This window comes from Rathayibacter sp. AY1A5, from assembly GCF_002930875.1.
In the GTDB taxonomy this organism is placed as follows: Bacteria; Actinomycetota; Actinomycetes; order Actinomycetales; family Microbacteriaceae; genus Rathayibacter.
This window is the reverse complement of sequence record NZ_PSTM01000032.1, coordinates 1-24,689: the sequence shown is the minus strand read 5'-3', so window position 1 is coordinate 24,689 and position 24,689 is coordinate 1. Positions and strand designations below refer to the sequence as shown.

The window sequence follows — 24,689 nt, the reverse complement described above, 5'->3', positions numbered from 1 at the left end:
CGCCCCGCCGCCGCGCCCGCCCCTAGGCTCGACGGCGTGACCGCCTCCGTCCCCGCCCCCCAGTCCCGGCCCCGCGACGTCGTCGGCATCGTCGGCCTCGTCCTCGCGATCGTCCTCGTCCTCGCGCAGATCGGGCGGACCGCGCTCACCACGGCCATCCCGGTCCTCGCGTTCCAGGGCGGCTTCGACACCACGCAGATCGGGGCGCTCTTCGCCGCCCTCGGGGTCACGATGCTCGTGCTCGCGACGGCGACCGCGATCGTCGGCGTCATCGGCGTCGCGCGGAAGGACCGCGCCCGGCTGCTCTCGGCCGTCACGCTCGGCGTCGGCGCGAGCGTCGCGATCGTCGAGCTGGGAGCGCTCGTCGTCCCGCCCCTGGTCGGCCTCTCGCTCCAGTACTGACGAGGCCCGCCGGAGCGGATCCCTCCGCCCGCCCTCGCAGCATCCGCACGGCGCCGCGTCAGTTACCCGCGCTCCGCTGCGCCGCGACGGCCCTGCCGGCTCCCCGGCGATGCGCCAGGATGGGGGCATGACGACACGCGTGGACGGCCTCTTCGTCTACCCGGTGAAGGGCCTGACCCCGCAGCCGCTCCCCCGCGTCGAGCTCACCGCCGGCCGCGGCGTCCCCTTCGACCGCACGATCGCCCTCGCCCGCCCCGGCGGCGCCTACCGGCCCGGCATGCGGCACGGCATCTCCAAGCGCGAGTACTTCGTGCTCGTCGCCGAGGCGCGCCTCGCCGGCCTGACCACGCACCTCGACCCCGACAGCGGAGTGCTCACCGTCGACGTCCGCGGCCACCGGGTCCTCTCCGCCGACCTCGGCGCGGAGGACGGCCGGGCCGCACTGCGCTCCTTCGCCGCCCGCGTGCTCGACCTGCCGCCCGGCGTCGAGCCCGTGATCGCCCAGGACGCGGGGCGCCGCTACACCGACACGGCCCACAACTCCGATGTCGAGATGGAGTACGTCTCGCTGATCAACCTGGCGAGTGTCCGCGACCTCGCCGAGCGCACCGGCCGGAGCGTCGATCCGCTGCGGTTCCGCGGGAACATCCATCTCGAGGGGCTGCCGGCGTGGAGCGAGCTCGAGCAGCTCGGGTGCGAGCTCAGCGCGGGCGGGCTGCGGCTGCGGATCACGAAGGCCACCGAGCGGTGCGCCGCGACCGAGGTCGAGCCGGGCACCGGTCGGCGCGACCTGCCCGTCCCGCGCCTGCTGCACGAGACCTACGGCCACGAGCTCCTCGGCGTCTACGCGGAGGTCCTCGACGGCGGCACGCTCGGCGTGGGCGACGAGCTGGTGCTCCGTGGCTGAGCTGCGGCTCGTGGTGGCCGAGCGCGAGGCGCTCACCCCGGCCGTCACCCGCTTCGTGCTGCGGAGCGAGGACGGCGCCCCGCTGCCCGGCTACTCCGCCGGCGCGCACCTCACGCTCACGACCCCCTCCGGCGAGCGCCGCAGCTACAGCCTCATCGAGCCGGGATCCGCGGAGCCGTCGCACTACGCGATCGCGGTGCGCCGCGAGCCCGGGGGTCGGGGCGGATCGCGGAGCCTCCACGACGACGTCCGCGTCGGCGATGTCCTCTCCTCCGCGCCGCCCGCGAACACCTTCGCCCTCCGGCCCGCCGCCCGCTACCTCCTGATCGCCGGCGGGATCGGGGTCACCCCGATCCGCGCGATGGCCGCCGAGCTCCGGGCGCAGGGATCGGCCGTGCAGGTCGTCTACCTCAGCCGCACCCCCGAGGACACCGCGTGGCTCGACGAGTTCTCCGCCGACGGCTCCCTCGTGCACCACAGTGCGATCCACGGCCGGCTCGACCTCTGGCCGCTCGTCGCCGAGCCCGACGACGACACCCGGATCTACTGCTGCGGTCCGTCCGCGCTGATCGACGAGGTCCTCGCCCTCACGATGCACTGGCGCCCGAGCCGGATCCACGTCGAGGACTTCGCGGGCGTCGACGCCGTCGGCGACCGAGCCGTCCCCTTCGCCGCCGTCTGGGAGCCGACCGGAGCCGTCGTGGAGGTCCCGGCCGACCGCTCGCTCCTCACCGCGCTCCGCTCCTCCGGGATCGACGTCGACTCCTCCTGCGAGTCGGGCACGTGCGGCACCTGCCGCCTGCGCCTCGTCGGCGGGACGGCGGAGCACCGCGACCTGGTGCTGACCCCCGAGGAGCAGGACCGCTGGATCATGCCGTGCGTCTCGCGCTCCGCCGGCGGCGAGCTGGTCGTCGCCCCGGAATGACGGAGCGACGGGGCCGGTCCCCACGCACGCCGGCCGACACGCGTCGGCCGTCGTGTGACGCCGCGTGACGGGCGCCCGGCGCCCGGTCCCCCGCATGCCTAGGCTCCCGGACGGGGGACCACGACCGTCACGACCGAAGGACTTCCGATGACCAGCACCTCCGTCCGCACCCAGCTCGACCAGTTCACCGTCGGCTTCGACGAGACGGTCGGCCCCGAGCTCGCCGCCGTCTTCTCCGGCGAGCGCGACGGCCTCGTCGCCGCCGGCGCCCCGAGCGGAGCCGTCACCGCCGGCGACGCGCTCCCCGCCGCCTCCGTCGTGACCGTCGACGGCGACACCGTCGACCTCGCGGACGTCCTCGGCGCGGGCCCGGCCGTCCTCGTCTTCTACCGCGGAGCCTGGTGCCCGTACTGCAACATCACGCTCAAGCACTACAACGAGACCCTCGCCCCCGAGCTCGCGTCGCGCGGAGTCGCCCTCGTCGCGATCAGCCCGCAGACCCCCGACGGGTCGCGCGCGGCGGTCGCGAACGGCGACCTGGGCTTCACCGTCGTCTCTGACCCCGGCAACACGCTCGCGAGCGCTCTCGGCATCGTCACCGCCCCCAGCGGCGAGGCGCAGGAGGCGCACACCGCGCTCGGCTTCGCCGTGAAGGACAGCAACGCCGACGACACCCCGGCCGTCCCGTACCCGACCGTCCTGGTCGTCGACGTCGACCGGATCGTCCGCACGGCGGCCGTGCACGTCGACTACACGACGCGCACGGAGACCGAGGAGATCCTCGCCGCTGTCGACGCGCTCTGACGCCTCCGCTCGCACCCTGAGCACGCGCGGCGGTCGAGCGCACCCCCTCGCCCGCCGCGCCGCCGCTCCCTAGGCTCGACCCGTGACAGCGGAGACGGACGTGCTCGTGGTCGGCGGCGGTCCGGTCGGACTCCTGCTCGGCGCGCTCCTGGCGCGGGCCGGAGTGGACGTGCAGGTGTGGGAGCGGCGCTCCTCGGTGCCGCGCGGCTCGCGGGCGATCGGCATCCATCCGCCGTCGCTCGACGCGTTCGCCGCAGTCGGCGCCGATGCTCCCGTGCTGGCCGAGGCCACCCGGGTCCGCGAGGGCGTCGCGCGCAGCCGGGGCCGCACCCTCGGCACGCTCTCGTTCGCGCGCGCCTCCGCGACGCACCCCTACGTCGTCACCCTCGACCAGCACCGCACCGAGGCGATCCTCCGCGAGCGCCTCGAGGCGGCGGCCCCGGACGCGCTGCGCCCCGGGGTCGCGCTGACCGGCCTGCTCCGTCGGGGCTCGACCGTCGAGGCGACCGGCACCGGACCGGGCGGCGAGCCGGTCTCCGTCCGCGCCGCCTTCGTCGTGGGAGCCGACGGCGCCCGCAGCACCGTCCGCGACCTGCTCGGGATCCGCACCACCGGCCGCGACTACCCGGACCTCTACGTGATGGGCGACTTCGCCGACCCCGAGCCCGGCGGTCTCACCGGCACCGCGCTGGTCGACGTCGGCCCGGCCGGAGTGGTGGAGTCCTTCCCGCTCCCGGGCGGTCGGCGCCGGTACGTCGCCCTGAGCGGCCCCGACCGCTCCCTCGGCGCCCCCGCCTGGCGGCCCGAGGAGGCCCCCGACCAGGAGGCCGCGCGCGCCCTGGCCGCCGCTGTCCGCGACCGGACGGGCGCCGACGCCGACCCGGAGACCTGCACGATGCTCAGCGGCTTCCAGGTGCGGCGCCGCGAGGCCGAGCGGATGGGCGTCGGCCGCGTCGTGCTCATCGGCGACGCCGCGCACGAGATCAGTCCGATCGGCGGGCAGGGCATGAACCTCGGCTGGCTCGACGCCGCCGAGCTCGCCCCGCTCCTGGCCGGTGCCGTGCGCCGCGGCGAGGCCGGCCCCTGGCCCGGCTTCGCCCGGCGGCGCACCACCGCGGCCCGGCGCGCGGCGCGGCAGGCGGAGGCGAACATGGCCCTCGGACGCCCGCTCGGCTCGCTCGCGCACCGCGGCCGTGAGGCGTTCCTCTGCACCGCCCTCGCCCTGCCGACCTCGGACCTGCTCGCCCGCGTCTACGCGATGCGCTGGTCCTGAGGGCGGCCGGTCAGCCGATGAGCCGCGCGCCCGCCAGCCCGAGCTCGACCACCAGCACGAGCGAGGCCGCGATCACCAGCCGGAACAGGGTGCGCGTGGGCGGGCCGGTCAGCACCAGGCGGATGCCCGCCGCGGCGAGCACGACCACCGCGAGGGTCCCGATCACCGCGAGCACCACGCCCGTCCCGCGCACCGGCTGGTCGCCGACGAGCTGTCCGACGAGCACGAGCAGCGCGGCCACCACCAGCGACCCGAAGGCGACGACTCCGGAGAGCCGCAGGCCGAGGCGGTGCGGGAAGCCGCGGACCCCGGTGGCCTCGTCGTCGACCAGGTCGGGGAGCACGTTCGTGCAGTGGATCGCGACGCCGAACACGGCGCCGGTCGCGATCGCCCACCAGGCGGGGACCCGGCCGTCGCCCGCCGCCACCGCCACCACCGGCAGCAGCCCGAAGGCGACCACGAAGGGAGCGACCGACCAGACCGTGCGCTTGAGCCCCGCGTCGTAGGCCCAGCCCGCGGCGACCAGCACCAGGTGCGCGACCGCGGCGACCGGTCCGAGCAGCAGCGAGAGCACCACGGCGGCCGCCGCCGTCCCCAGTGCGGCGGCGCGGACGGCGCCCACGCCGATCAGCCCCTGCGCGACCGGCTTGTCGGTGCGCCCCACCGCGCGGTCGCGATCGGCGTCGATCCAGTCGTTCGCGAGCCCGATCGAGAGCTGCCCGAGCAGCACGGCGAGCGCCACCAGCACGACCTGCCCGAGCGGATGCCCGGACGCCGCCGCGATCACGGTCGCCAGCACGGTGACCGTCACGGTCGGCCCGGGGTGCGACGAGGCCAGGAGGAGTCGCACCCGGGACGTCATCCCGCCAGCCTACGGTCGCGACGGCACAGCGGGGCGCCGGTCGCGCTCCCCGCCCCGGAGCGGGATCCAGCGTGGTCCGAGCGCGGCGCCCTCATCAGCCCGCGACGGGAATGGCCCGGGATGGGGCAGGGTTGCACCACCCGGCATCCCGACTCAGGAAGAAGGCCTCGTGGACCTCGTGCACTGGCTGTTCGACGCGCAGATCGTCATCGGCGAGCAGACCGTCCTCTGGCGGGAGGTCATCGGCAACGTCTTCGGGCTCCTCAGCGCCCTCGGCGGGATGCGGCGGAAGGTCTGGGCCTGGCCCGTCGGCCTCATCGGCAACGTGCTGCTGTTCACGGTCTTCATGGGCGCCCTGTTCGGCACTCCCAACCCCGTCAACCTGCTCGGCCAGGCCGGGCGGCAGGTGATGTTCATCCTGGTCAGCGTCTACGGCTGGTACCGGTGGACCCACCGCCCCGACGACGCCGCCACCTTGATCGAGCCGCGCTGGGCGTCGTGGCGCACCCGCGGCCTGCTGGTGCTCGGGATGGTCGGCGGCACCGCGGTGCTGACGCCCGTGTTCCGCGCGCTCGGCTCCTACGAGCCGGTCTGGAGCGACGCGTGGATCTTCGTCGGCTCCGTCCTCGCCACCTACGGCATGGCGAAGGGCTGGACCGAGTTCTGGCTCATCTGGGTGGCCGTCGACCTGGTCGGCGTGCCGCTGCTGTTCTCGGCCGGCTACTACGCGTCGGGGCTGATGTACGTCTTCTACGGCGCATTCACCCTGGTCGGCTTCTTCGTCTGGATGCGGCAGGGCACCCGTCCGTCCGCCGCTCCGATCACGGTCGGCTAGCTCTAGCAGCCCGCCGCCGCCGGCGGAAGTGGCCGTGCGGGAGGCGCTGTCGGTGGTCCACTGGGAGCGGAGGCGCCCGCCTCCCCCCTCAGGAACGGACGCCATGCTCTCCCTCGTCTACTCCAGCCGCACCTCCGCCGGCTTCACGGACGCCGACCTCCCCGCGCTGCTCGCCCAGTGCCGCGCGAACAACGAGCGCCTCGGCCTGACCGGCATGCTCCTGCACCGCGACGGCCGATTCCTCCAGGTGCTCGAGGGGCCGGACGCGGTCCTGCGCGAGCGGATGGCCGTCATCGCCGCCGACGAGCGCCACGCGCAGCTGCGCACCCTCCTCGAGGAGCCGATCCGGGAGCGGCTGTTCCCGGAGTGGTCGATGGCGTTCGAGTCCGCCGCCGACGCCGACGCCGCCGGGCTCCGCACCTCCTTCGACGACCTCGACGACGCCGAGGCCGAGAGCGCGACGCTCCCGGCCCTGCGCGAGCTCATCCGCTTCTTCCGCGAGCGGAGCTAGGCGGAGCTAGGCGGAGCTGGGCGGAGCTGGGCGGAGCTGGGCGGAGCTGGGCGGAGCGATACGGGACGCCGGGATCGCGGCCGGTCCGCCGCCGGAACCCGACGCCCGTCAGTCCTCCGCCGAGGGAGGAGCGAGCCGGTCGAGCCGCGCCAGGAGCGGGGCGAAGCCGTCGCCGAGCAGGGCGCTCAGCGGCTCGCCGAACCAGAACCGCCAGACGGCGTCGAGCTCCTCGCCGGTGATCCGTCCTCGGCGCAGGAGGATGCTCGCGATCGGGGCCGCCTCAGACGCGTACTCGTCGCGGGGAGCGCCGTCCTCGCGACCCGGCTCGAGTCCGTACGGATCGACCCCGTCGAGCTCCCGCAGGACAGCCGCCACCATCGCGTCACGGCGTTCCGCGGTCGCGCCGTCCTTATCCGTCGGTGCTCGGCGCTCCATCGCGAGAAGGTAGCCAGCCCACTCCTCGTCGTCCATTCGTCGTCTCCGATCTCTCTGGATGCCGCGCCTTCTCGAGGCCTTTCTCTTTTTTCGGCGCCGGCTTGTCGAGGCACGGGGGAACCGCCTCTCCGACGGCTTGTCATCCCCCCGCGAGAAAGGCGCGGACGCCTTCCCGCGTCAGCCCCGAGGCGACGGCGAGCCGGTGCTCTCCGGCCCCGAGTCGGGCGGCTCGGCGGAGCGCCGCGGCCCTTTCTCCGCCCTCGCCGGAAGTCCCGCTCCGGAATGCCGCGAATTCCGCTGACACCCGATCGAGAGCGTCGGCGACATCGCCGGACACGCTCTCCGGCGGCTCGCCGAGATCGATGCGCCAGCCTCTCCCGGACTTCTCGTCGCTGTCGTTCACACGCAGGAAAGTACCCCGGACCGCAGGGTGGCGCCTGTGATCGCCCGACGCCGTCGCGCCCCAGGGATCCGTCGTCGACGTCCGAGCGCACACGCCTCCCGGTCCGGAGAGGACGGCCTTCGAGGACTGTCCCGCGGACCTCGTCGCCGTGCTCCGCTCCGATGCGGCCTCCGCCTCGGCCGAGGTCTTCGACGGCTGACCCGACCGCGGCGACCACCCGCTGCGACGACCGCCGGGCGGAAGCGCGGATCGCGCCGTTCCGGCGCGCCCGCACCAGCGGTGCCGGAACGTCCGGCCGATCCAGGAGCGGCACCCGTCCGAGCCGTCGAGGTTCCGTCGGTGTGCAGGCCCCCGCGCCGAGGGACGTAAAGTGTGCTCACACGCGCCCGCGGACGGGCGAGCCGCCCGTGAGGGCGCCCCGGTCCTGCGTCGGAGGCGCCGATCACAGAGAGCCGCGGTGCCCGATGCCGGAAGACAAGCCCGCGTCGCGGGCGCCGAGCATCTACGACGTCGCCCGCGCGGCCGGCGTCTCGCACCAGACCGTCTCCCGGGTCCTGAACGACCACCCGAGCCTCCGCGCCGAGACGAAGAAGCGCGTGCTCGAGGTCATGGCCGAGCTCGACTACCGCCCCAACCTCGCCGCGCGGGCACTGGTCACCAGCCGCACCCGCACCGTCGGCGTGCTGTCCTCGCAGAGCCTGCAGTACGGTCCGGCCTCCAGCATCCAGGCCATCGAGGTGGCGGCGCGCGACGCGGGCTACCTCGTGGTCACGGCCAACGTCGACGGCACCGACGGCGCGTCGATCCAGGCCGGGATCCGGCATCTGCTCAACCAGGCGGTCGAGGGCCTCGTGGTCGTCGCCCCGCAGATCCGCGTCTTCGACATCCTCTCCGGAGTCGCGCTGCGCATCCCGCACGTGACGCTGCAGACGAGCGAGGACGACCGCGACGACGCGCTCTACGTCGACCAGATGGCCGGCGCCCGCATCGCCACCGGGCACCTGATCGACCTCGGGCACACCGAGATCGTGCACCTCGCCGGCCCGCAGGACTGGATCGAGGCCGAGGCGCGGATGCGCGGCTACCTCGCCGAGCTCGACCACCGCTCGATCCCGCTGCGCCCGCCGCTGCTCGGCGACTGGAGCGCCGAGCGCGGCCACCGCGTGGGCCTCGAGCTCTCGCGCTTCCTCGACTTCACCGCGGTGTTCGCGGGGAACGACCAGATGGCGCTCGGACTGATGAGCGCGTTCCACGAGCGCGGGGTCCGCGTGCCGGAGGACGTCAGCGTCATCGGCTTCGACGACATCCCCGAGGCTGCGTTCTACTGGCCGCCGCTGACCAGCGTCCGCCAGGACTTCGTGGAGCTCGGACGCCGGTGCGTGGCCGCGCTGCTCAGCCTGATCGAGGGCGACCGGCCGGAGAAGGCGGCGCCGATCGCTCCGCAGCTGGTCGTCCGCGGATCCACGGCCGTCCCCCGGAGCGCGAGCGTCACCGCCTCGCGCTGACCGGCGGCCGCGACGCCCTCGCGCCGCGACCGCCCGGGATCACTCGCCGTGTGCGGCGATCGACACGTCGTTCCAGCGCTTCCAGGTCTCGAGGCGCGCCTCGTAGTCCGCCGTCGCGATGCCCAGCGGCGCGCGCCCGAAGAAGATCCGCAGCGGCGGCTCGTCCGCGTCCACGACCGCGAGGATCCCGAGGCGCGAGGCCCGCGGGTCGCCCTGCTGAGCGGCGGAGGGGCGTCGACTCGCGGCCTCGCGGACCTCGTCGTACGCGGCGATCGGCTTGCTGCGCGACGCGGAGGGACCGGACCAGTCGGTCGAGTACCCGCCGGGCTCGACGAGGGTCACGTGGATCCCGAAGCCGGCGACCTCGGCGGCCAGCGACTGGGTGAAGCCCTCGAGCGCCCACTTCGACGCGTGGTACGCGCCGATCGAGGGGAACGCGCTGATGCCGCCGATGCTGGACACCTGGACGATGTGGCCCGAGCCCTGCTCACGGAGGATCGGCAGCGCGGCCTGGGTGACCCAGAGGGCGCCGAAGACGTTGGTCTCGAGCTGCGCGCGGACCTCCTCCTCGGTGAGCTCCTCGATCATGCCGAAGTGCCCGTAGCCGGCGTTGTTGATCACGACGTCCAGGCGGCCGAACCGCTCGGCCGCGGCCTGCACAGCGGCGAAGCCGGCCGCGCGGTCGGTCACGTCGAGGGTCAGCGGGAGGAACGTGTCGGGGTACTCCTCGACGAGGGCGTCGAGGGTCTCGATCCGGCGGGCGGTGCCGGCGACCGAGTCGCCGCGCTCGAGCGCCGCCTCGGCCCACTCGCGGCCGAAGCCCTTCGAGGCGCCGGTGATGAACCAGGTCTTCGTCATGGTGTGCGTCCTTTCGACAGTGCTGGACGCAACGCCGACGGCTCCGGCTCCCTTCCGGGGCCGGGGACCCTTGACAGCACCGCTCCGAGAGCGGACGACGCGCCGCCGGTGTCCCGTTACCGAGTCGAGACGTGCGCGTTGACACGAACGGCGCCGTCGGGTCTAGCATGACGCAATGTGATCGCTCACATGGCATCACATCTCCGCCCCGATCCCGAGGGCGGCCCTGCATCCACTGCATTCAATGACGAAGGAATCACAGTGACCACAATGAAGCGCGCTCTCATCGCCGGCATCGCCGGCGGAGCGATGATCCTCTCCCTCGCCGCCTGCTCCTCCGGAACCGGTGGCGGCTCGGGCTCGGGATCCGGCGACGGCGGCCTCGTCGGCGTCGCGATGCCGACCAAGTCGTCCGAGCGCTGGATCGCTGACGGCAACAACGTCAAGTCGCAGCTCGAGGAGGCCGGCTACCAGGTCGACCTTCAGTACGCCGAGGACGACATCCCCACCCAGGTCTCGCAGCTCGAGAACATGATCACCAAGGGCGCCAAGGCCCTGATCGTCGCCTCGATCGACGGCACCACCCTCACGAGCGTGCTCGAGGAGGCCAAGGCCAACGACATCCCCGTCATCGCCTACGACCGCCTCATCCGCGACTCCGAGAACGTGGACTACTACGCCACGTTCGACAACTACAAGGTGGGCGTCCAGCAGGCCACCTCGCTCCTCGCGGGCCTCGGTCTCACCGACCTCACCGGTGCGAAGGCCGCCGACGCCCCCGCCGGCCCGTTCAACGTCGAGCTGTTCGCCGGCAGCCCCGACGACAACAACGCCACGTTCTTCTTCAACGGCGCGATGGACACCCTCCAGCCGTACATCGACGACAAGACGCTCGTCGTGAAGTCCGGCGAGACCGACTTCAACACCGTCGCCACGCTCCGCTGGGACGGCGAGGTCGCCCAGAGCCGCATGGAGGACATCCTCACCAAGACGTACTCCGACGGCTCCAAGGTCCAGGGCGTCCTCTCGCCCTACGACGGCCTCAGCCGCGGCATCATCTCGGCTCTGACCGACGCCGGCTACACCGTCGGCTCCGACTTCCCGATCATCACCGGTCAGGACGCCGAGCTCGACTCCGTCAAGGCGATCATCGCCGGCGAGCAGTACGCGACCATCTACAAGGACACCCGCGAGCTCGCCAAGGAGGCCGTGAAGATGGCCCAGGCCGTGCTCGAGGGCACCGAGCCCGAGGTCAACGACACCGACACCTACGACAACGGCAAGAAGGTCGTCCCGTCCTTCCTGCTCGAGCCGGTCATCGTCACCAAGGACCAGATCCAGTCCGTCCTCGTCGACGGCGGCTACTACACCGATGCGGAAGTGAACGGCTAGTCCTCTCTCCTCACCCGAGAAGGAACACCCCGGGAGGGCGCCCACCGGGCGCCCTCCCCCACTACGAAGGAAGGGAGGCGGCGTGACCTCGAACATCCTCGAGATGCGCGGCATCACCAAGACGTTCCCGGGCGTGAAGGCGCTCCAGGACGTCACGCTCAACGCACAGCGCGGCGAAGTCCACGCGATCTGCGGGGAGAACGGCGCCGGCAAGTCGACGCTGATGAAGGTCCTGTCGGGCGTCTACCCGCACGGCACCTACGAGGGCGACATCGTCTTCGAGGACGAGGTGATGCAGTTCTCCAGCATCCGCGACTCGGAGGCGAAGGGCATCGTCATCATCCACCAGGAGCTGGCCCTCAGCCCCTACCTCTCCATCGCGGAGAACATCTTCCTCGGCAACGAGGTGCGCGGCTTCGGCGGCCTGATCGACTGGAACAAGACCAACCAGGAGGCCGCGGCGCTGCTGGCCCGCGTGGGTCTGCGCGAGAACCCGACCACCAAGATCATGGAGATCGGAGTCGGCAAGCAGCAGCTCGTCGAGATCGCGAAGGCGCTCTCCAAGCGGGTCAAGCTGCTCATCCTCGACGAGCCCACCGCGGCCCTGAACGACGAGGACTCGGACCACCTGCTCGACCTGATCCTGCACCTCAAGGAGCAGGGCATCACGTCGATCATCATCAGCCACAAGCTGAACGAGATCAAGAAGATCGCGGACACCGTCACGGTCATCCGCGACGGCAAGACCATCGAGACGATCGCTCACGACGACGTCACCGAGGACCGCATCATCAAGGACATGGTCGGCCGCGACCTCGACCACCGCTACCCGGACCACACGCCGCACATCGGCGAGGAGATCCTGCGCGTGGTCGACTGGACGGCCCACCACCCCCAGGACCCGACCCGCGTCATGGTGGACAAGGTCAACCTGACGGTGCACCGCGGCGAGATCGTCGGCATCGCCGGGCTCATGGGCGCCGGGCGCACCGAGTTCGCGATGAGCCTCTTCGGCCGCTCCTACGGCAGCCGCATCTCCGGCCAGGTCTTCAAGGCCGGCAAGGAGATCAAGATCCGCAACGTCTCGGAGGCGATCGCCCACGGGCTCGCCTACGCGACCGAGGACCGCAAGCACTACGGCCTCAACCTCATCGACGACATCAAGCGGAACATCTCGCTCGCGTCGCTCGACAAGGTCGCCCGCGGCGGACTCGTCGACGACAACCGCGAGTTCGAGGTCGCCAACGAGTACCGCGGCAGCATGAACATCAAGTCGCCGACCGTGCTCGCCAAGACCGGGAAGCTCTCCGGCGGCAACCAGCAGAAGGTCGTCCTGTCGAAGTGGATCTACTCCGACCCGGACGTCCTCATCCTCGACGAGCCCACCCGCGGCATCGACGTGGGTGCGAAGTACGAGATCTACACCATCATCAACCGGCTCGCGGCGCAGGGTAAGGGGATCATCGTCATCTCCTCCGAGCTGCCGGAGCTGCTCGGCATCTGCGACCGCGTCTACGCGCTGTCGGAGGGCCGGATCACGGGCGAGCTGCCCATCGCCGAGGCGACGCCCGAGGCGGTCCTCACCCTCATGACCCAGGAGAAGCAACGATGACCGATCTGCAGAACGAACCGTCCACCGCGGCCGGTGCGCAGGTGAAGCCCACCGAGAACGCCTTCACGAAGCGCCTCAGCCACGTGCTGGGCGACCTCGGCAAGAACGGCATCTTCATCGCCCTCATCGTGGTGGTGCTGCTGTTCGAGGTGATGACCGGCGGAATCCTCCTCCGCCCCCAGAACATCTCGAACCTGATCGTCCAGAACGGCTACATCCTGATCCTCGCCATCGGCATGGTGATGGTCATCGTGGCCGGGCACATCGACCTCTCGGTCGGCTCGGTCGCGGCGTTCGTCGGAGCGATCTCCGGCGTCTTCGCGGTCAACATGGGTCTCCCGTGGTGGCTGTCGATCATCCTCTCCCTCCTCATCGGCGCCCTGGTCGGAGCGTGGCAGGGCTTCTGGATCGCCTACGTCGGGATCCCGGCGTTCATCGTGACCCTGGCGGGCATGCTGATCTTCCGCGGCCTGGCGCTCGTCGTCCTCGGCAACGCGAACATCGGCTCCTTCCCGACCGAGTACCGCGCGCTGGGCAACGGCTTCCTCACCGACCTGTTCGGCGAGACCGACCTCGACCCGCTGTCGCTCGTCATCGGCGCGCTCGCGATCGTCGCCTTCGCCGTGCAGTCCGTGCGCACCCGCCGTGGCCGCCAGAAGTACGCGCAGAGCGTCGAGCCGGGCGCCTGGTTCGTCACCAAGCTCGTCCTCGTCTCCGTCGTGATCGCGGCCTTCTCCTTCGCGCTGGCCACCTTCAAGGGCATCCCGGTCACCCTGATCGTGCTCGCCGTGCTCGTCCTGATCTACGGCGTGGTCATGAACCGCTCCGTCTTCGGCCGTCACGTCTACGCGATCGGCGGCAACCTGCACGCCGCGGAGCTGTCCGGCATCAAGACCCGCAACGTCACCTTCTGGCTGTTCGTCAACATGGGCGTCCTCGCGGCGCTGGCCGGCCTCGTCTTCACCGCGCGACTCAACCTCGCCGGCCCGAAGGCGGGCGACGGCTTCGAGCTCGAGGCCATCTCGGCCGCCTTCATCGGCGGCGCGGCGGTCCAGGGCGGCGTCGGCACCATCGGCGGCGCGATCATCGGTGGCCTCATCATCGGCGTCCTGAACAACGGCATGTCGATCATGGGCATCGGCATCGAGTGGCAGCAGGCGGTCAAGGGCCTCGTGCTCCTGCTCGCGGTCGCCTTCGACGTCTACAACAAGCGCCGCTCGGGCGGACGCTAGGCCCTGCGGTCGTGCCCGACTGGTCGCGGTTCCTGCCGCTGAGCACCGGGCCCTCGGTCGACGAGACGGGCGTCAGCAACGACTGGCGCCCCCTCGTCGCCGAGAGGCTCGACCGCCTCGCCGTCCTGGCCGCCTCGCCCTCCACCACGGAGGGCGAGGCGGCCAGTGCCGTCTCCCGGGACGCCCTGCTCGGAGAGCTCGTCGTGCGGCTCTCGAGCAGCACCGGCCAGCGCCTCGCGACGCGGATGGGCGCCCGCGAGGCCTCCTCCCCTCCCCCTGCCGCCGAGATCGCCCCGGCCCTGGCCGCTCTCGCCTCCGCTCGCCGCGCCGGCGCCGGTCCCCGCTCGGTCGCCGAGCTGGTCGAGGTCGTCCGCGTCGAGCTCGCCCTCTCCCCCGAGCCGCTCGCCCTCTCCTCCCGCATCACCGGCGGGGTGGCCCTGGACCGCCTGCAGCGCGCGCCGCTCGCGATCCGCGCCGCCGTCCGCGGTCGCACCCTCGCTCCGACCGACGCGGAGTGGGAGCTCGGCTCCGGCCCCGCCCTGCGCGTGCCGGCCGACGCGATCCTCCGCTTCCTGCTCGGCCTCGGGCCCTTCCCCGCCGAGCCGACCGCCTAAGCGGCGCTGCCACCTGCCCCCGGGCGGAGGCGGCGCCGCGCCGGTCGTAGCATCGGAGGATGACGCGCTCACTGCCGAGAAGCACCCCGTCCGCCCGCTCCGTCGACGCCGAGGGAGTGCTGGCCTTCGTCGAAGGGGTCGAGGCCGCTCCCGGCGTCGAGCTGCACGGCCTGATGGTCGTGCAGGGCGGCGACGTCGTCGCCGAGGGCTGGTGGGCGCCGTACTCGGCCGAGCGGCCGCACCTCTTCTACTCGCTGAGCAAGAGCTTCACCGCGACCGCCGTCGGCTTCGCGGTCGCCGAGGGCCTGGTCGACCTGGACGCCACCGTCCTCTCGTACTTCCCCGAGCTCGACGACGAGATCACCGACCCGCGCTCGCGTGCGATCCGCGTCCGCCACGTCCTCGCGATGGCGAGCGGCCACTCCGCCGAGACGATCGACCGCGCCGAGGAGACGGATCCGGTCGACCTGGTGCGCGGCTTCCTCCTCCTCCCGCCGGAGCAGGAGCCGGGCAGCGTCTTCGCCTACAACCAGCCCTGCACCTTCGCCGCCGCCGCGATCGTGCAGCGCGTGAGCGGGCAGTCGCTGACCGACTACCTGCGCCCGCGCCTGCTCGATCCGCTCGGCATCGGCGAGGTCGCCTGGCATCGCGACGACTCGGGGCGCGAGCTCGGCTACAGCGGGCTGCACGCCACCACCGAGGCGGCAGCTGCGCTCGGACTGCTGTACCTGCAGGAGGGGCGCTGGGGCGACCGGCGGATCCTCTCGCCGGAGTGGGTCGCCGAGGCGTCCCGCGCGCACGTCCCGACCCACGAGGACGGCGGACCGGACTGGCAGCAGGGCTACGGCTTCCAGTTCTGGCGGTCGCTGCACGGCTACCGCGCGGACGGCGCGTACGGGCAGTTCAGCCTGATCGTGCCCGAGCACGAGCTCGTGATCGCGCTGACCGGCCAGACCTCGGACACGCAGACGCTGCTCGCGCTCGCCTGGGAGCACCTGCTCCCCGCCGTCGGCCGAGGGTCCACGGCGGAGGCCGACGCCCGACTGGCCGACCGGCTGTCGGAGCTCGCCCTGCCCCCGCTCGAGGGCGCCTCCCCCGCGACCGGGAGCTACACGCCGGTCGGATCGTGGCCCGACGCCGTCGAGGTGACGGCCGACGAGGGCGGCTGGACGCTCGCGCTGACCGAGGGCGACGAGCGCTTCGCGGTGACGCCCGGCGCGGGAGCCTGGACCGTCGACGGGCCGTTCGCGGCGAGCGCCGGACCCTCGGGCGACGGAGTCATGGTCGACGTCGTGTTCCTCGAGACCCCGCACCGCCTGCACGTCGAGCTCGGTCCCGACCGCACCGCCCGCGTCCGCTGGGAGACGGAGCCGCTGCACGACGGCCCGCTCGCCGGGCTGCGCGCCCCGCGCTGACGGCAGGACCCGCTCCGCTCATCCGTCGCGAACGACCCGTCCGCCCCTCGACGACGGGCCGTTCGCGACGGATCGAGAGGGGTCGCGCTCGGCCGTGCGGACCGCGCGCATCGGGCGGTGCTCACCGGGGGTCGACCGCAGCCGCTACTTCCCGTCGATCCGGCCGAGGGCGGCCCCGTGGTGTCGGAAGGCGTCCCGCGCGGCGCCCCAGCTCCGCGGATCGACGCCGAGCGCGGTGCGGAGGTAGGCGGTGCTCAGCCGCTGCAGCGCGGCGACGCGCTCGGGGTCCGCGTCGGTCGTCTCCGCCACCGAGTCCCCGACGATCCCGCCGAGCGAGTGCTCCGCACCGTGGAGGGTCAGCAGGTCGGAGGCGCCGGGGCTGTGCGTGAAGGCGTCGGTGAACCAGTCGGGGCCGCGCCGCGACATCCGCGACTGGTCACGGTCGCCCGCGACGACCAGGGTCGGTGTGGTCAGCTCGGCGAACGAGGGCCGCAGGAAGGGGAAGTGCTCGCGGGCGAACGGCGCGAGGTCGTCCCCGGCGAGCCCGGTCGCCGCGAGCAGGATCCCGGCGCGGACCCGCTCGTCCGAGAGGTCGGCTCCGGCGGTGCCGTCGTCGTCGAGGACGCGGGCGCCGAGGAGTGCCTGCGCGGTCTGCCCGCCCCAGGAGTGGCCGGCCACGGCGATCCGGGCGCGGTCGATCCGTCCGGCGAGGCCGGGGACGGCCGCCTCGAGGGTGTCGAGCTGATCGAGGGAGCGGGTCAGGTCGGTGATCCGCTCCGTCCAGATGCTCGGGAAGACCGGGTGGTCGAAGCCGAAGCCGTTGCGGCGGGAGTCGAGGTGGGTGGGCTGGATCACGACGAAGCCGCGGGACGCCCAGAAGGCGGTCAGCGGGGCGTAGCCGTCGAGATTCCAGCCGTTGCCGTGCGAGAACAGCACGACGGGCAGATCCGACCCCGTCGTCGGGGCCGAGACGCGGACCTCGAGCGGGACCGGGCGGCCGGGGGCGTCGAGCGCGACCGGAGCGAGGGAGACGACGGGGGCGCCGGGTCCGACGACGCGGTCGAGGGAGTCGAGGAGCGGAGTGGGCACGAGGGTCCTTCCTGGGGGGCGGCGCTCTGGCACAATCGTCGGAGCGCTGCTCCGGAACATTGCGGAGCGCGGCTCCGGAACATTGCGGAGCACTGCTCCGGAACGTGGTGGAGCTGCGCTCGGAGACATTACGGAGCGCCGCTCCGAAAAGCAAGGAGAACCGATGAGCGACCGTGTGCCCCGCACGCCCGGCCGACCGCGGACGAGTCGCGACGCACTGCTCGCCGCCGCGGCGACGGTGTTCGTGGCCTCCGGCGTGGACGCGCCGGTCCGCGAGATCGCGGCGGAGGCCGGCGTCGGCATGGGGACGATCTACCGGCACTTCCCGACCCGCTCGGAGCTCGTGGTCGCCGTCTACCGCCACCAGGTCGAGGCCTGCGCGGAGGCGGGCCCACGGCTGCTCGCCGACAGCGCGACCCCGGAGGCCGCCCTCCGGGCCTGGGTCGCCCACTTCGTCGACCTCCTGGTGACCAAGCACGGCCTCGCCGGCGCGCTCCAGGGCGACAGCGCCGGATCCGACGCCCTGCACGCCTACTTCGTGGAGCGGCTCGTCCCCGTCTGCGGCGACCTGCTCGAGGCGGCACGACCCGCCCGGATCCCGGCATCGAGTCTCAGCGGCTACATGCTCCTCAAGGGCATCGGCAACCTCTGCATCGGCGCCGCCCACGATCCGGACTACGACGCCGACACCCTCGTGCAGGCCCTCGTCACCGGAGCGCTGCAGGCGGATCAGCCCTGATCGCGTCCACGGTCCGCTCGACCGCGTCCTCGACCGCCGCCCTGCGGCTCGCGTCGTCCTCGCGCTCGGACTCGTGGACGAAGACGGCCCCGCCGCGCCGGGCCCCGCAGTAGTCGATGATCCCGTGCTGGATCTGCGTCAGCAGCGCCTGCTCGTAGCCGTGCCGCTCGTAGGTCCCGGCGGAGTCCCCCGCGACGAGGACGAGGTGGACGGTCAGGGCGCCGAGCCTGCGCTGCGTGCCGTGGACGGGGTCGATGTCGAAGGCCCAGCCGGCGAGGAAGACGCGGTCGAACCAGCCCTTCAGCAGCGCGGGCATCGACCACCAGTAGACGGGGAAGACGAGCACGAGATGGTCGACACCGTCGAGCCGGCGCTGCTCGCGGAGGACGTCGTCGGGAACCGGGCCGACACCGCGGTAGCGGTCCCGGTCGGCCGCGCCGAACCGCGGGTCGAAGCCCTCGGCGTCGAGGTCGGCCGTCTCCACTCCGTCGGGGCCGAGCTCGTCCCGCAGCCGCCGGGCGAGGGCGGCGGTGAGGGAGTCGCGGTCGGGGTGCGCGGTGACGAGGAGGGTGCTCACCGCTCCAGTGAACCGCACCCGCCCTGCGGCACCCCTGGCAGGATGACCCGGTGACTCCGCACCGCTCCCCCCGCCGCCCCGACGTCGTCTCCGTCGAGCTCGTCGGTGGACCGGAGCCGCTCGAGCTCGCCCTGCACGAGCACGACCCCGAGTGGTCCGCCCTGTTCGAGGAGCACCGGCGGCGCATCCTCGAGGCCGTCCCGGGCGTGCGGGTCGAGCACATCGGCTCGACCTCCGTCCCGGGCCTGCCCGCGAAGCCGATCGTCGACGTGCTGGTCGTCGTGCCCGACGTCACGGCGGAGGAGGACCACGTCGCGCCGCTGCTCGAGGCCGGCTACGTCCTGCGCACCCGCGAGCCCGGGCACCGGCTCGTCCGCACGCCCGGACGGGACGCCCACGTCCACATCTACGAGAAGGGTCATCCCGCGATCGACGCGTACCTCCTCCTGCGCGACCGGCTGCGCACCGACCCGGCCGACCGCGAGCTCTACGGCAGCACGAAGGCGTCTCTCCTCCTCCGGCGCTGGGAGGACGGGAACGACTACGCCGAGGCGAAGTCCGCCGTGATCGCGGCCATCCTCGAGCGCGCGAGATCCTCGCAGCCCTGAGATCGATATCCGGAAGAACTGAGCGGGCTCGACAGCGCTCGCCAGGCGGTCGGCGGCTAGGCCGCACCGCACGTTCGATGGCCTCGAGCCCTCCGGCTCGGGGGCGATCGCGGTTCGGGCGTCGGAGCTTCCGAATGTCCATATGTGAAAACCTAGGGGTATTAGGATCAACGCGTGCCCCGTCGCTCCCTCACCCGCTCCGCCGTCATCGATCGCGCCGCCGCGATCGCCGACGCCGATGGTCTCGCCGCCGTGACCCTGGCCGCCGTCGCCCGCTCGCTCGAGGTGCAGACGCCGAGCCTCTACACGCACGTCCGCGATCTCGCCGCACTCCGCGACGGCGTCACGGTCCTGGCCCTCGACGAGCTGTCCGACCGCATCGCCGTCGCGATCGCCGGACGCTCCGCCCGGGAGGCGCTGGACGGCTTCGCCGACGCCCACCGCTCCTTCGCGCGCGAGCGGCCGGGCCTGTGGGAGTCGCTGCAGCGCACTGCGGGGCCGGACGCGGTCGCCGCCCCGGCCGCCCGCCGCGTCGTGCAGCTCACAGATGCGGTCCTCCTCGGCTACGCGATCCCCGCCGAGGACCGGGTGCACGCCGTCCGAGTGACGGGCGCCGCTCTGAACGGCTTCCTCACCCTCGAACGGCTCGGGAGCTTCGCGCACAGCAGCCCGACCCCCGCGCAGTCGTGGAGCGAGCTCCTCGCCTGCCTGCACTTTCTTTTCAGCCACTGGACCCGCCGGAAGGACATCCCCGCATGATCAGCACACCCCTCACCGAACGGCTCGTCCACGGCGCGATCGAGCTGGAGGAGGTGCCCCGCGGAGTCCGGCCGCACCGCCTCCCCCGCGCGGTCCGCGAGCGCGATGCGGATGCGCAGCTCCTGCTGATGGAGGCGCAGCCCTCGGGTGTCCGGATCTCCTTCGTCACCGAGGCGCGACGGATCGAGCTCGACGTGCACGCGACACGGGTCGCCTATCGGGGGCTGCCCCGGCCGCGCGGCGCAGTCGACGCGGTCGTCGACGGCGAGATGACCGCCTCCCACGCGCTCACCGGAGGCGACGCGATCGAATTCGACCTCGCGACCGGTGACCGGGCCCTCCTCCCCGGACCTCTCGACACGGTCGGGCTCGACCTCCCGGCCGGGCCGTCTCGCGTGGAGCTGCTCCTCCCGCACAACGAGGCGGTGGACCTCGTGGCCCTGCGGTCCGACGCACCGCTCGAACCCGCGCCGCTCTCCGGCCCCGTCTGGCTGCACCACGGCAGTTCGATCAGCCAGGGCTCGAACGCGGCGCGCCCCTCGGGCATCTGGCCGGCCGTGGCCGCCCGGGCGAGCGGCGCCCGCCTGGTGAACCTCGGCTTCGGCGGGAGCGCACTCGTCGACCCCTTCACCGCTCGCGTGATGCGGGACACTCCTGCCGACCTGATCAGTGTCGCGCTCGGCATCAACCTCGTGAACCTCGACGGCATGCGCCGCCGCACCTTCGTGCCGGCGGTGCACGGCTTCCTCGACACGATCCGCGAGGGCCATCCCGCGACGCCGCTGCTCCTCGTCACTCCGCTCTTCTGCGGGATCCACGAGGACACGCCGGGGCCGGGCGATGTCGATCCCGCGTCCTTCACGACCGGGGCGCCGCGCTTCGTCGCGACCGGCGACCCGGGCGACACCGCGAACGGACGGCTGACCCTGCGGATCGTCCGCGAGGCGCTGGCCGAGGTCGTCGCCGCGCGCTCCGACGACCCGGACCTGCGACTGCTCGACGGGCTCGCGCTCTACGGGCCGGACGACGCCCAGCGGCTCCCGCTCCCGGACGGCCTGCACCCGGATCCGGAAGCGCACGAGCTCATCGGCCGCCGGTTCGCGGAGCTCGCCTTCGGCCCGGGCGGGGCGTTAGCGCCGGAGCGCTGAGCGGCCAAGACGGAGCCCGGGCGGCCGTCCGACGCCCGGCCGTCGGTCGATCAGGATGTTGACGTCATCAGAGCCTCGTGGAAGCCTGATGTTTGCGTGAACATGCGCGAAGTCCCCGGTGCAAAGGAGCACAGCATGACGTCTCGACCACGAACGGCCGCCGCGGCGGTGGCCGCGCTGCTCGTCGCAGCACTCCTGGGAGCAGGAGCGCAGTCGGCCTCGGCCGCCGTGGCCACGGATCCCGACGACGGAGTGCCGCGCACCTCGACGCCCGTGACCTACACCGACTACCCGGCGGTCCAGGACCCGGGCAGCACCGCGGCCGGCTACTTCCAGCCCTACTGGTACGACACCGACGGCCGCCACATCCAGGCGCACGGCGGCCAGATCGTCACCGTCGAGGAGGGCGGTCAGCAGGTCCAGTACTGGTACGGCGAGGACCGCACGAAGGGCTACTGGAACAGCCCCGGAGTCGCGGTCTACCGCTCCACCGACGGCCACAACTGGGAGAACAAGGGCACCGCGCTCCGCAGCGTCTCGGCTCCGGCCGACCTCGAGGCCCCCTACTTCGACGCGCTCTACGACACCGTCGACGACTCCGGAGCCCCTCGCGCCGACCGCATCGCGGAGCTCGACTACCACCTCGACACGACGCAGGCCTCGCCGAACACCGCCATCTTCGAGCGCCCCAAGGTCCTCTTCAACGAGAAGACCGGCAAGTGGGTCATGTGGTGGCACTCCGACGGCCGCATCACCCCGGGCGGCAGCACCTACGCGCGCTCGATGGCGGGAGTAGCCGTCTCGGACAGCCCGACCGGGCCCTTCACGCTCCAGGGCGTCTACCGCCTCTACAACCGCACGGACTACAAGGCCTGCACCACCTCCGCCGTGCCCGGGCAGGCGCGGGACATGACCGTCTTCCAGGACGAGGACGGCACCGCGTACATCTCCTACTCCTCCGAGGAGAACTACTCGCTCTACGTGGCGAAGCTGGACGCCGACTACACCAACGTCGAGCGGACCACCACGACCGACACCCTCGACGCGAACCAGTACTCGGCCGACGGGACGTACCCCTACGTCTTCGCCGACGGTGCGGTCGGAGCACCGGTGCGCGGCACCGACTTCCAGATCGTGAAGGAGTGCGGACACCTCGAGGCGCCCGCGATCTTCGCCAACGGCGGCAAGTACTACACGATCGCCTCCGGGGCGACCGGCTGGGCGCCGAACCCGCAGACCTACTACACCGCCGACTCGATCCTCGGCGCGTGGACCCGCGGAGTCGAGAAGGGCGACGCCGACGAGAACGTCGCGTACAACGCGATCCCGGAGGGCGGCGACGGCCTGCTCTCGATCGGCGACTCCCGCAAGACGACCTTCGGCTCGCAGTCGACGAACGTCCTCACCCTCGCTCCCGGCAAGTACGTCTACATGGGAGACCGCTGGAACGAGGGCAAGTCGGACTCGACCTACGTCTGGCTCCCGATGACGGTCGGTGAGAACGGCCGCCTCGAGATGCGGAATCCGGCTCAGGAGGACCCGGCGCGCTGGGGATCCGGCTGGAACCTCTCCTACTGGGACGACAAGGGGGTCGGCGAGGGCGTCTGGTCGGTCGTGGACGCCCGTCTGCCGAAGCAGGTCCGCCGCGGCGCCGACATCGCCGCCGCGCTCCCCTCGACGGTCTCGGTCTCGAGCAACGGCTCGACCCGCGACGTCGCCGTGACCTGGGCCGCCCCCGGCCCCGCCGAGCTCGGCACGGTGCAGGTGACGGGCACGCTCGCCGCCGACGCCGGATTCTCCTCCGGTCGCCGCTTCACCCGCACGATCGAGGTGGCGGAGCCGGGCATCGCGAACCTCGCTCCCGGAGCGTCGGTCGCGGTCTCGAGCCGCACGGACCTCGCCGGCAAGCTCATCGACGGCGATGTGAAGGGCAAGGGCTGGGACGACTGGTCCTCGGCCGGCTACCCGCGCGACAGCCGCCTCTCCTTCTCCTGGGGCGCGGCGCAGAACCTCGACTCGGTGACGGTCAGCACCTACAAGGACGGTGCGACCGCGACCTGGCCCTCGAGGATCGAGGTCGAGTACCAGGTGAACGGCGCATGGACGACCTCCTCGGTCGCCACCACCCTCAGCCAGGCCGCGACCGGATCCGCCCCGACGGCGATCCTCGACCTGTCCTCCCTGCCCGACACCACGGGCCTCCGCCTGCACCTCACCAGCGCGGCGAACACGTGGCAGTCGGTCTCGGAGGTGCAGATCTGGGGCACCGCGCCGCCGACGAACGTCTGCCGCGTCCCCGGAGCCGCGGTCTCGGCGTCGTTCAGCCAGACGAAGTACGCGACCCTCCCCGCGAAGAACGCCTGCGACGGCAACGTGAGCACCCCCTGGTCGACCTGGACCGACGGCACCTTCGCCGGCAGCGCCGAGTTCACCCTGACGAACACCGAGGCGCACCGCGTCGCCGGGCTCACCTTCACCAACACCGAGGGCACCCTGGCGTCGGTGAGCGTGGCCTACCGCGCCGAGGACGGCACCTGGAAGCCGACCACCGCGCAGAACGTCGCTCCGGCGGCGAACGGCACGCTGACCACGATCCCGTTCGCGGCGGTCTCGGCCACCGGCCTGAAGCTGACCTTCTCCACGCCGGGCTCGTTCCTCAAGATCGGCGAGATCGTCGTCCCCGAGGCGGCCGCCCCGGCGCTGACGGTGCCGGTGACCGTGACGGCGCGCTGCGTCGCCGGGAAGGCGGTGCTGACTGTCCTCGCCAAGAACGGCGGCACCGCTCCGATCGACGTCGCGATGGCCTCGGCCTACGGCTCGAAGACGGTCACCGGGGTGGCCGCGGGCGCGAGCGGATCGGCCGCGTTCACCACCCGCCTGGCGAGCATGCCGGGCAGCCAGGTGACGGTGACCGCGACGGCGGGCTCCGAGACCCTCGCGCAGACGGTGGCCTACCCGGCCCGCGTCTGCTGAGCGCACGGCGGCCGGTCGTCCGGTCGTGACGGAGGAGGGAGTGCCCGCGGGCGCTCCCTCCTCTGCGTGTGCGGCGCATCATCCGACGCGCAGGGCGAGTGCGGGCTCGATGTGCGCGGCTCAGGGCTCCAGATGCCGAAGGACGTGCCGGGCCTGGGCGGGAGCACCGTCACGTCGATCTCCGCGGGCGGGAAGGAAAGGCCGCACCCCCGCAGGCGCTCCCCGAGAAGGAGATCGGTCGCCTGATCGATCCGGCTCAGCGCCGCCTCGTCGAAGAGGTGGGCGCACGAGCATGGCCGAGCCCGCTGGCGCGCTCCGCGGCACTCCACCCGGAAGCGGGGGTGCAGAGCACTTCGCGCTCCTGGTAGTAATCACAGGCGGGCGCATCGCAGAGCCCGCAGAACTGGACCGTCCGTGACCCGCACCACCCGCGCTCTCGCCGCGTTCGTCCCGACGACGACCCTCGTGCTCTCCGTGGTGTTCGCCTCCGCCGCACTCGCGCCCGAGGCGATGACCGCCCCGGAAGCGGTGTCGACGCCGACCGCCGCCTCGCCCGCGGAGGATGCGGCGCCGACTGCGGACCCCTCCGCTCCCGGTGCGGGATCCGGCGCCTCCGACCGCCGCTCCTCGAGCCCCTCCTCCGCGGACCCCGTCGACCCCGCGCAGCCGACGACCGGCTCCTCCCCCGCGGACCGGCCCGCCACAGACCCGCCCGCCGCGGAGGCGCGCCTCCCGCAGGCCGACGAGGCCCACGCCTCGCAGAACGCGGCCACCATCACCCCCAGCGCGCAGCGCGCGCTGTTCCACGCCT

The 24,689-nt window shown here is 72.7% G+C and carries 24 protein-coding genes and 1 pseudogene; 19 read left to right on the top strand and 6 right to left on the bottom strand.

The annotated features are described in order from the left end of the window. Positions 1 to 36: 36 nt before the first annotated feature. The 5 genes from C5B98_RS15650 (at position 37) to C5B98_RS15630 (ending at position 4,311) form a co-directional block, all read left to right on the top strand. Positions 37 to 402, top strand: coding sequence for a hypothetical protein (locus C5B98_RS15650; protein ID WP_104296217.1), 366 nt, complete (start codon positions 37 to 39; stop codon positions 400 to 402). Between the two features lie 127 nt (positions 403 to 529). Next, the gene (locus C5B98_RS15645; protein ID WP_181065567.1) at positions 530 to 1,309 is read left to right on the top strand and encodes an MOSC domain-containing protein; all 780 of its coding nucleotides are present in this window, start codon (positions 530 to 532) and stop codon (positions 1,307 to 1,309) included. Next, on the top strand, positions 1,302 to 2,234 hold the full coding sequence (locus tag C5B98_RS15640; protein ID WP_104224993.1) for a PDR/VanB family oxidoreductase: 933 nt from the start codon (positions 1,302 to 1,304) through the stop codon (positions 2,232 to 2,234). The genes C5B98_RS15645 and C5B98_RS15640 overlap by 8 nt, the downstream gene beginning before the upstream one ends. Positions 2,235 to 2,381: 147 nt before the next feature. After that, complete coding sequence (locus tag C5B98_RS15635) at positions 2,382 to 3,038, top strand: peroxiredoxin-like family protein (protein ID WP_104224992.1); 657 nt, start codon at positions 2,382 to 2,384, stop codon at positions 3,036 to 3,038. Positions 3,039 to 3,120: 82 nt separating this feature from the next. Next, the gene (locus C5B98_RS15630; protein ID WP_104224991.1) at positions 3,121 to 4,311 is read left to right on the top strand and encodes an NAD(P)/FAD-dependent oxidoreductase; all 1,191 of its coding nucleotides are present in this window, start codon (positions 3,121 to 3,123) and stop codon (positions 4,309 to 4,311) included. A 10-nt stretch (positions 4,312 to 4,321) separates the two neighbouring features. Here C5B98_RS15630 and C5B98_RS15625 read toward each other — a convergent pair whose 3' ends face one another. Further along, a complete protein-coding gene (locus C5B98_RS15625) occupies positions 4,322 to 5,173 on the bottom strand; it encodes a UbiA family prenyltransferase (RefSeq protein WP_104224990.1) in 852 nt (283 codons plus the stop codon). Positions 5,174 to 5,342: 169 nt separating this feature from the next. Between C5B98_RS15625 and pnuC the strand changes: the two genes are divergently transcribed. Then, positions 5,343 to 6,008: a nicotinamide riboside transporter PnuC gene (gene pnuC / locus C5B98_RS15620; RefSeq protein WP_104224989.1), complete on the top strand. Its 666-nt coding sequence runs from the start codon at positions 5,343 to 5,345 to the stop codon at positions 6,006 to 6,008. Positions 6,009 to 6,111: 103 nt separating this feature from the next. Further along, a complete protein-coding gene (locus C5B98_RS15615) occupies positions 6,112 to 6,519 on the top strand; it encodes a BLUF domain-containing protein (protein ID WP_104227402.1) in 408 nt (135 codons plus the stop codon). Between the two features lie 108 nt (positions 6,520 to 6,627). Here C5B98_RS15615 and C5B98_RS15610 read toward each other — a convergent pair whose 3' ends face one another. Both C5B98_RS15610 and C5B98_RS15605 read right to left on the bottom strand, forming a co-directional pair. Further along, positions 6,628 to 6,954, bottom strand: coding sequence for a hypothetical protein (locus C5B98_RS15610; RefSeq protein WP_146076984.1), 327 nt, complete (start codon positions 6,952 to 6,954; stop codon positions 6,628 to 6,630). Positions 6,955 to 7,093: 139 nt separating this feature from the next. Continuing rightward, complete coding sequence (locus tag C5B98_RS15605) at positions 7,094 to 7,357, bottom strand: hypothetical protein (protein ID WP_146076983.1); 264 nt, start codon at positions 7,355 to 7,357, stop codon at positions 7,094 to 7,096. A 464-nt stretch (positions 7,358 to 7,821) separates the two neighbouring features. Between C5B98_RS15605 and C5B98_RS15600 the strand changes: the two genes are divergently transcribed. After that, positions 7,822 to 8,862, top strand: coding sequence for a LacI family DNA-binding transcriptional regulator (locus C5B98_RS15600; protein ID WP_104234510.1), 1,041 nt, complete (start codon positions 7,822 to 7,824; stop codon positions 8,860 to 8,862). 39 nt (positions 8,863 to 8,901) lie between these two features. Here C5B98_RS15600 and C5B98_RS15595 read toward each other — a convergent pair whose 3' ends face one another. Next, positions 8,902 to 9,720: an SDR family oxidoreductase gene (locus tag C5B98_RS15595; protein ID WP_104328068.1), complete on the bottom strand. Its 819-nt coding sequence runs from the start codon at positions 9,718 to 9,720 to the stop codon at positions 8,902 to 8,904. Positions 9,721 to 9,990: 270 nt separating this feature from the next. On the opposite strand from C5B98_RS15595, the gene chvE reads away from it, so the two are divergent. The 5 genes from chvE (at position 9,991) to C5B98_RS15570 (ending at position 15,985) form a co-directional block, all read left to right on the top strand. Continuing rightward, positions 9,991 to 11,112: a multiple monosaccharide ABC transporter substrate-binding protein gene (gene chvE, locus C5B98_RS15590; protein ID WP_104224984.1), complete on the top strand. Its 1,122-nt coding sequence runs from the start codon at positions 9,991 to 9,993 to the stop codon at positions 11,110 to 11,112. A gap of 82 nt (positions 11,113 to 11,194) precedes the next feature. Continuing rightward, entirely contained in the window at positions 11,195 to 12,724 is a 1,530-nt protein-coding gene (gene mmsA / locus C5B98_RS15585; RefSeq protein WP_104227396.1) for a multiple monosaccharide ABC transporter ATP-binding protein, read from the top strand. After that, positions 12,721 to 13,956, top strand: a complete 1,236-nt coding sequence (gene mmsB / locus C5B98_RS15580; protein ID WP_104227395.1) for a multiple monosaccharide ABC transporter permease — start codon at positions 12,721 to 12,723, stop codon at positions 13,954 to 13,956. Before mmsA ends, mmsB begins: the two co-directional genes overlap by 4 nt. A gap of 11 nt (positions 13,957 to 13,967) precedes the next feature. Next, positions 13,968 to 14,570, top strand: a complete 603-nt coding sequence (locus C5B98_RS15575; protein ID WP_104234507.1) for a hypothetical protein — start codon at positions 13,968 to 13,970, stop codon at positions 14,568 to 14,570. A gap of 59 nt (positions 14,571 to 14,629) precedes the next feature. Beyond that, on the top strand, positions 14,630 to 15,985 hold the full coding sequence (locus tag C5B98_RS15570) for a serine hydrolase (protein WP_104328067.1): 1,356 nt from the start codon (positions 14,630 to 14,632) through the stop codon (positions 15,983 to 15,985). Between the two features lie 144 nt (positions 15,986 to 16,129). On the opposite strand, the gene C5B98_RS15565 is transcribed toward C5B98_RS15570, so the two are convergent. Further along, on the bottom strand, positions 16,130 to 17,074 hold the full coding sequence (locus tag C5B98_RS15565; protein ID WP_258063533.1) for a chlorophyllase: 945 nt from the start codon (positions 17,072 to 17,074) through the stop codon (positions 16,130 to 16,132). Positions 17,075 to 17,237: 163 nt separating this feature from the next. Here C5B98_RS15565 and C5B98_RS15560 point away from each other — a divergent pair, with 163 nt between their 5' ends. Next, a complete protein-coding gene (locus tag C5B98_RS15560; protein ID WP_104227392.1) occupies positions 17,238 to 17,813 on the top strand; it encodes a TetR/AcrR family transcriptional regulator in 576 nt (191 codons plus the stop codon). On the opposite strand, the gene C5B98_RS15555 is transcribed toward C5B98_RS15560, so the two are convergent. Continuing rightward, positions 17,782 to 18,390: an NAD(P)H-dependent oxidoreductase gene (locus tag C5B98_RS15555; RefSeq protein WP_104328065.1), complete on the bottom strand. Its 609-nt coding sequence runs from the start codon at positions 18,388 to 18,390 to the stop codon at positions 17,782 to 17,784. The genes C5B98_RS15560 and C5B98_RS15555 overlap by 32 nt on opposite strands. 50 nt (positions 18,391 to 18,440) lie before the next feature. On the opposite strand from C5B98_RS15555, the gene C5B98_RS15550 reads away from it, so the two are divergent. The 5 genes and pseudogenes from C5B98_RS15550 to C5B98_RS15525 all read left to right on the top strand — a co-directional run. Beyond that, positions 18,441 to 18,998 (top strand): GrpB family protein, encoded by a 558-nt coding sequence (locus C5B98_RS15550; protein WP_104328064.1) that lies wholly within the window; start codon positions 18,441 to 18,443, stop codon positions 18,996 to 18,998. Positions 18,999 to 19,172: 174 nt separating this feature from the next. After that, the gene (locus C5B98_RS15545; protein ID WP_104224976.1) at positions 19,173 to 19,757 is read left to right on the top strand and encodes a TetR-like C-terminal domain-containing protein; all 585 of its coding nucleotides are present in this window, start codon (positions 19,173 to 19,175) and stop codon (positions 19,755 to 19,757) included. Beyond that, positions 19,754 to 20,905: a GDSL-type esterase/lipase family protein gene (locus tag C5B98_RS15540; protein ID WP_104328063.1), complete on the top strand. Its 1,152-nt coding sequence runs from the start codon at positions 19,754 to 19,756 to the stop codon at positions 20,903 to 20,905. The genes C5B98_RS15545 and C5B98_RS15540 overlap by 4 nt, the downstream gene beginning before the upstream one ends. 135 nt (positions 20,906 to 21,040) lie before the next feature. Further along, positions 21,041 to 23,878: a discoidin domain-containing protein gene (locus C5B98_RS15535; RefSeq protein ID WP_104328062.1), complete on the top strand. Its 2,838-nt coding sequence runs from the start codon at positions 21,041 to 21,043 to the stop codon at positions 23,876 to 23,878. A gap of 414 nt (positions 23,879 to 24,292) precedes the next feature. Continuing rightward, positions 24,293 to 24,689: pseudogene (locus C5B98_RS15525) on the top strand (hypothetical protein); the annotation flags it as partial.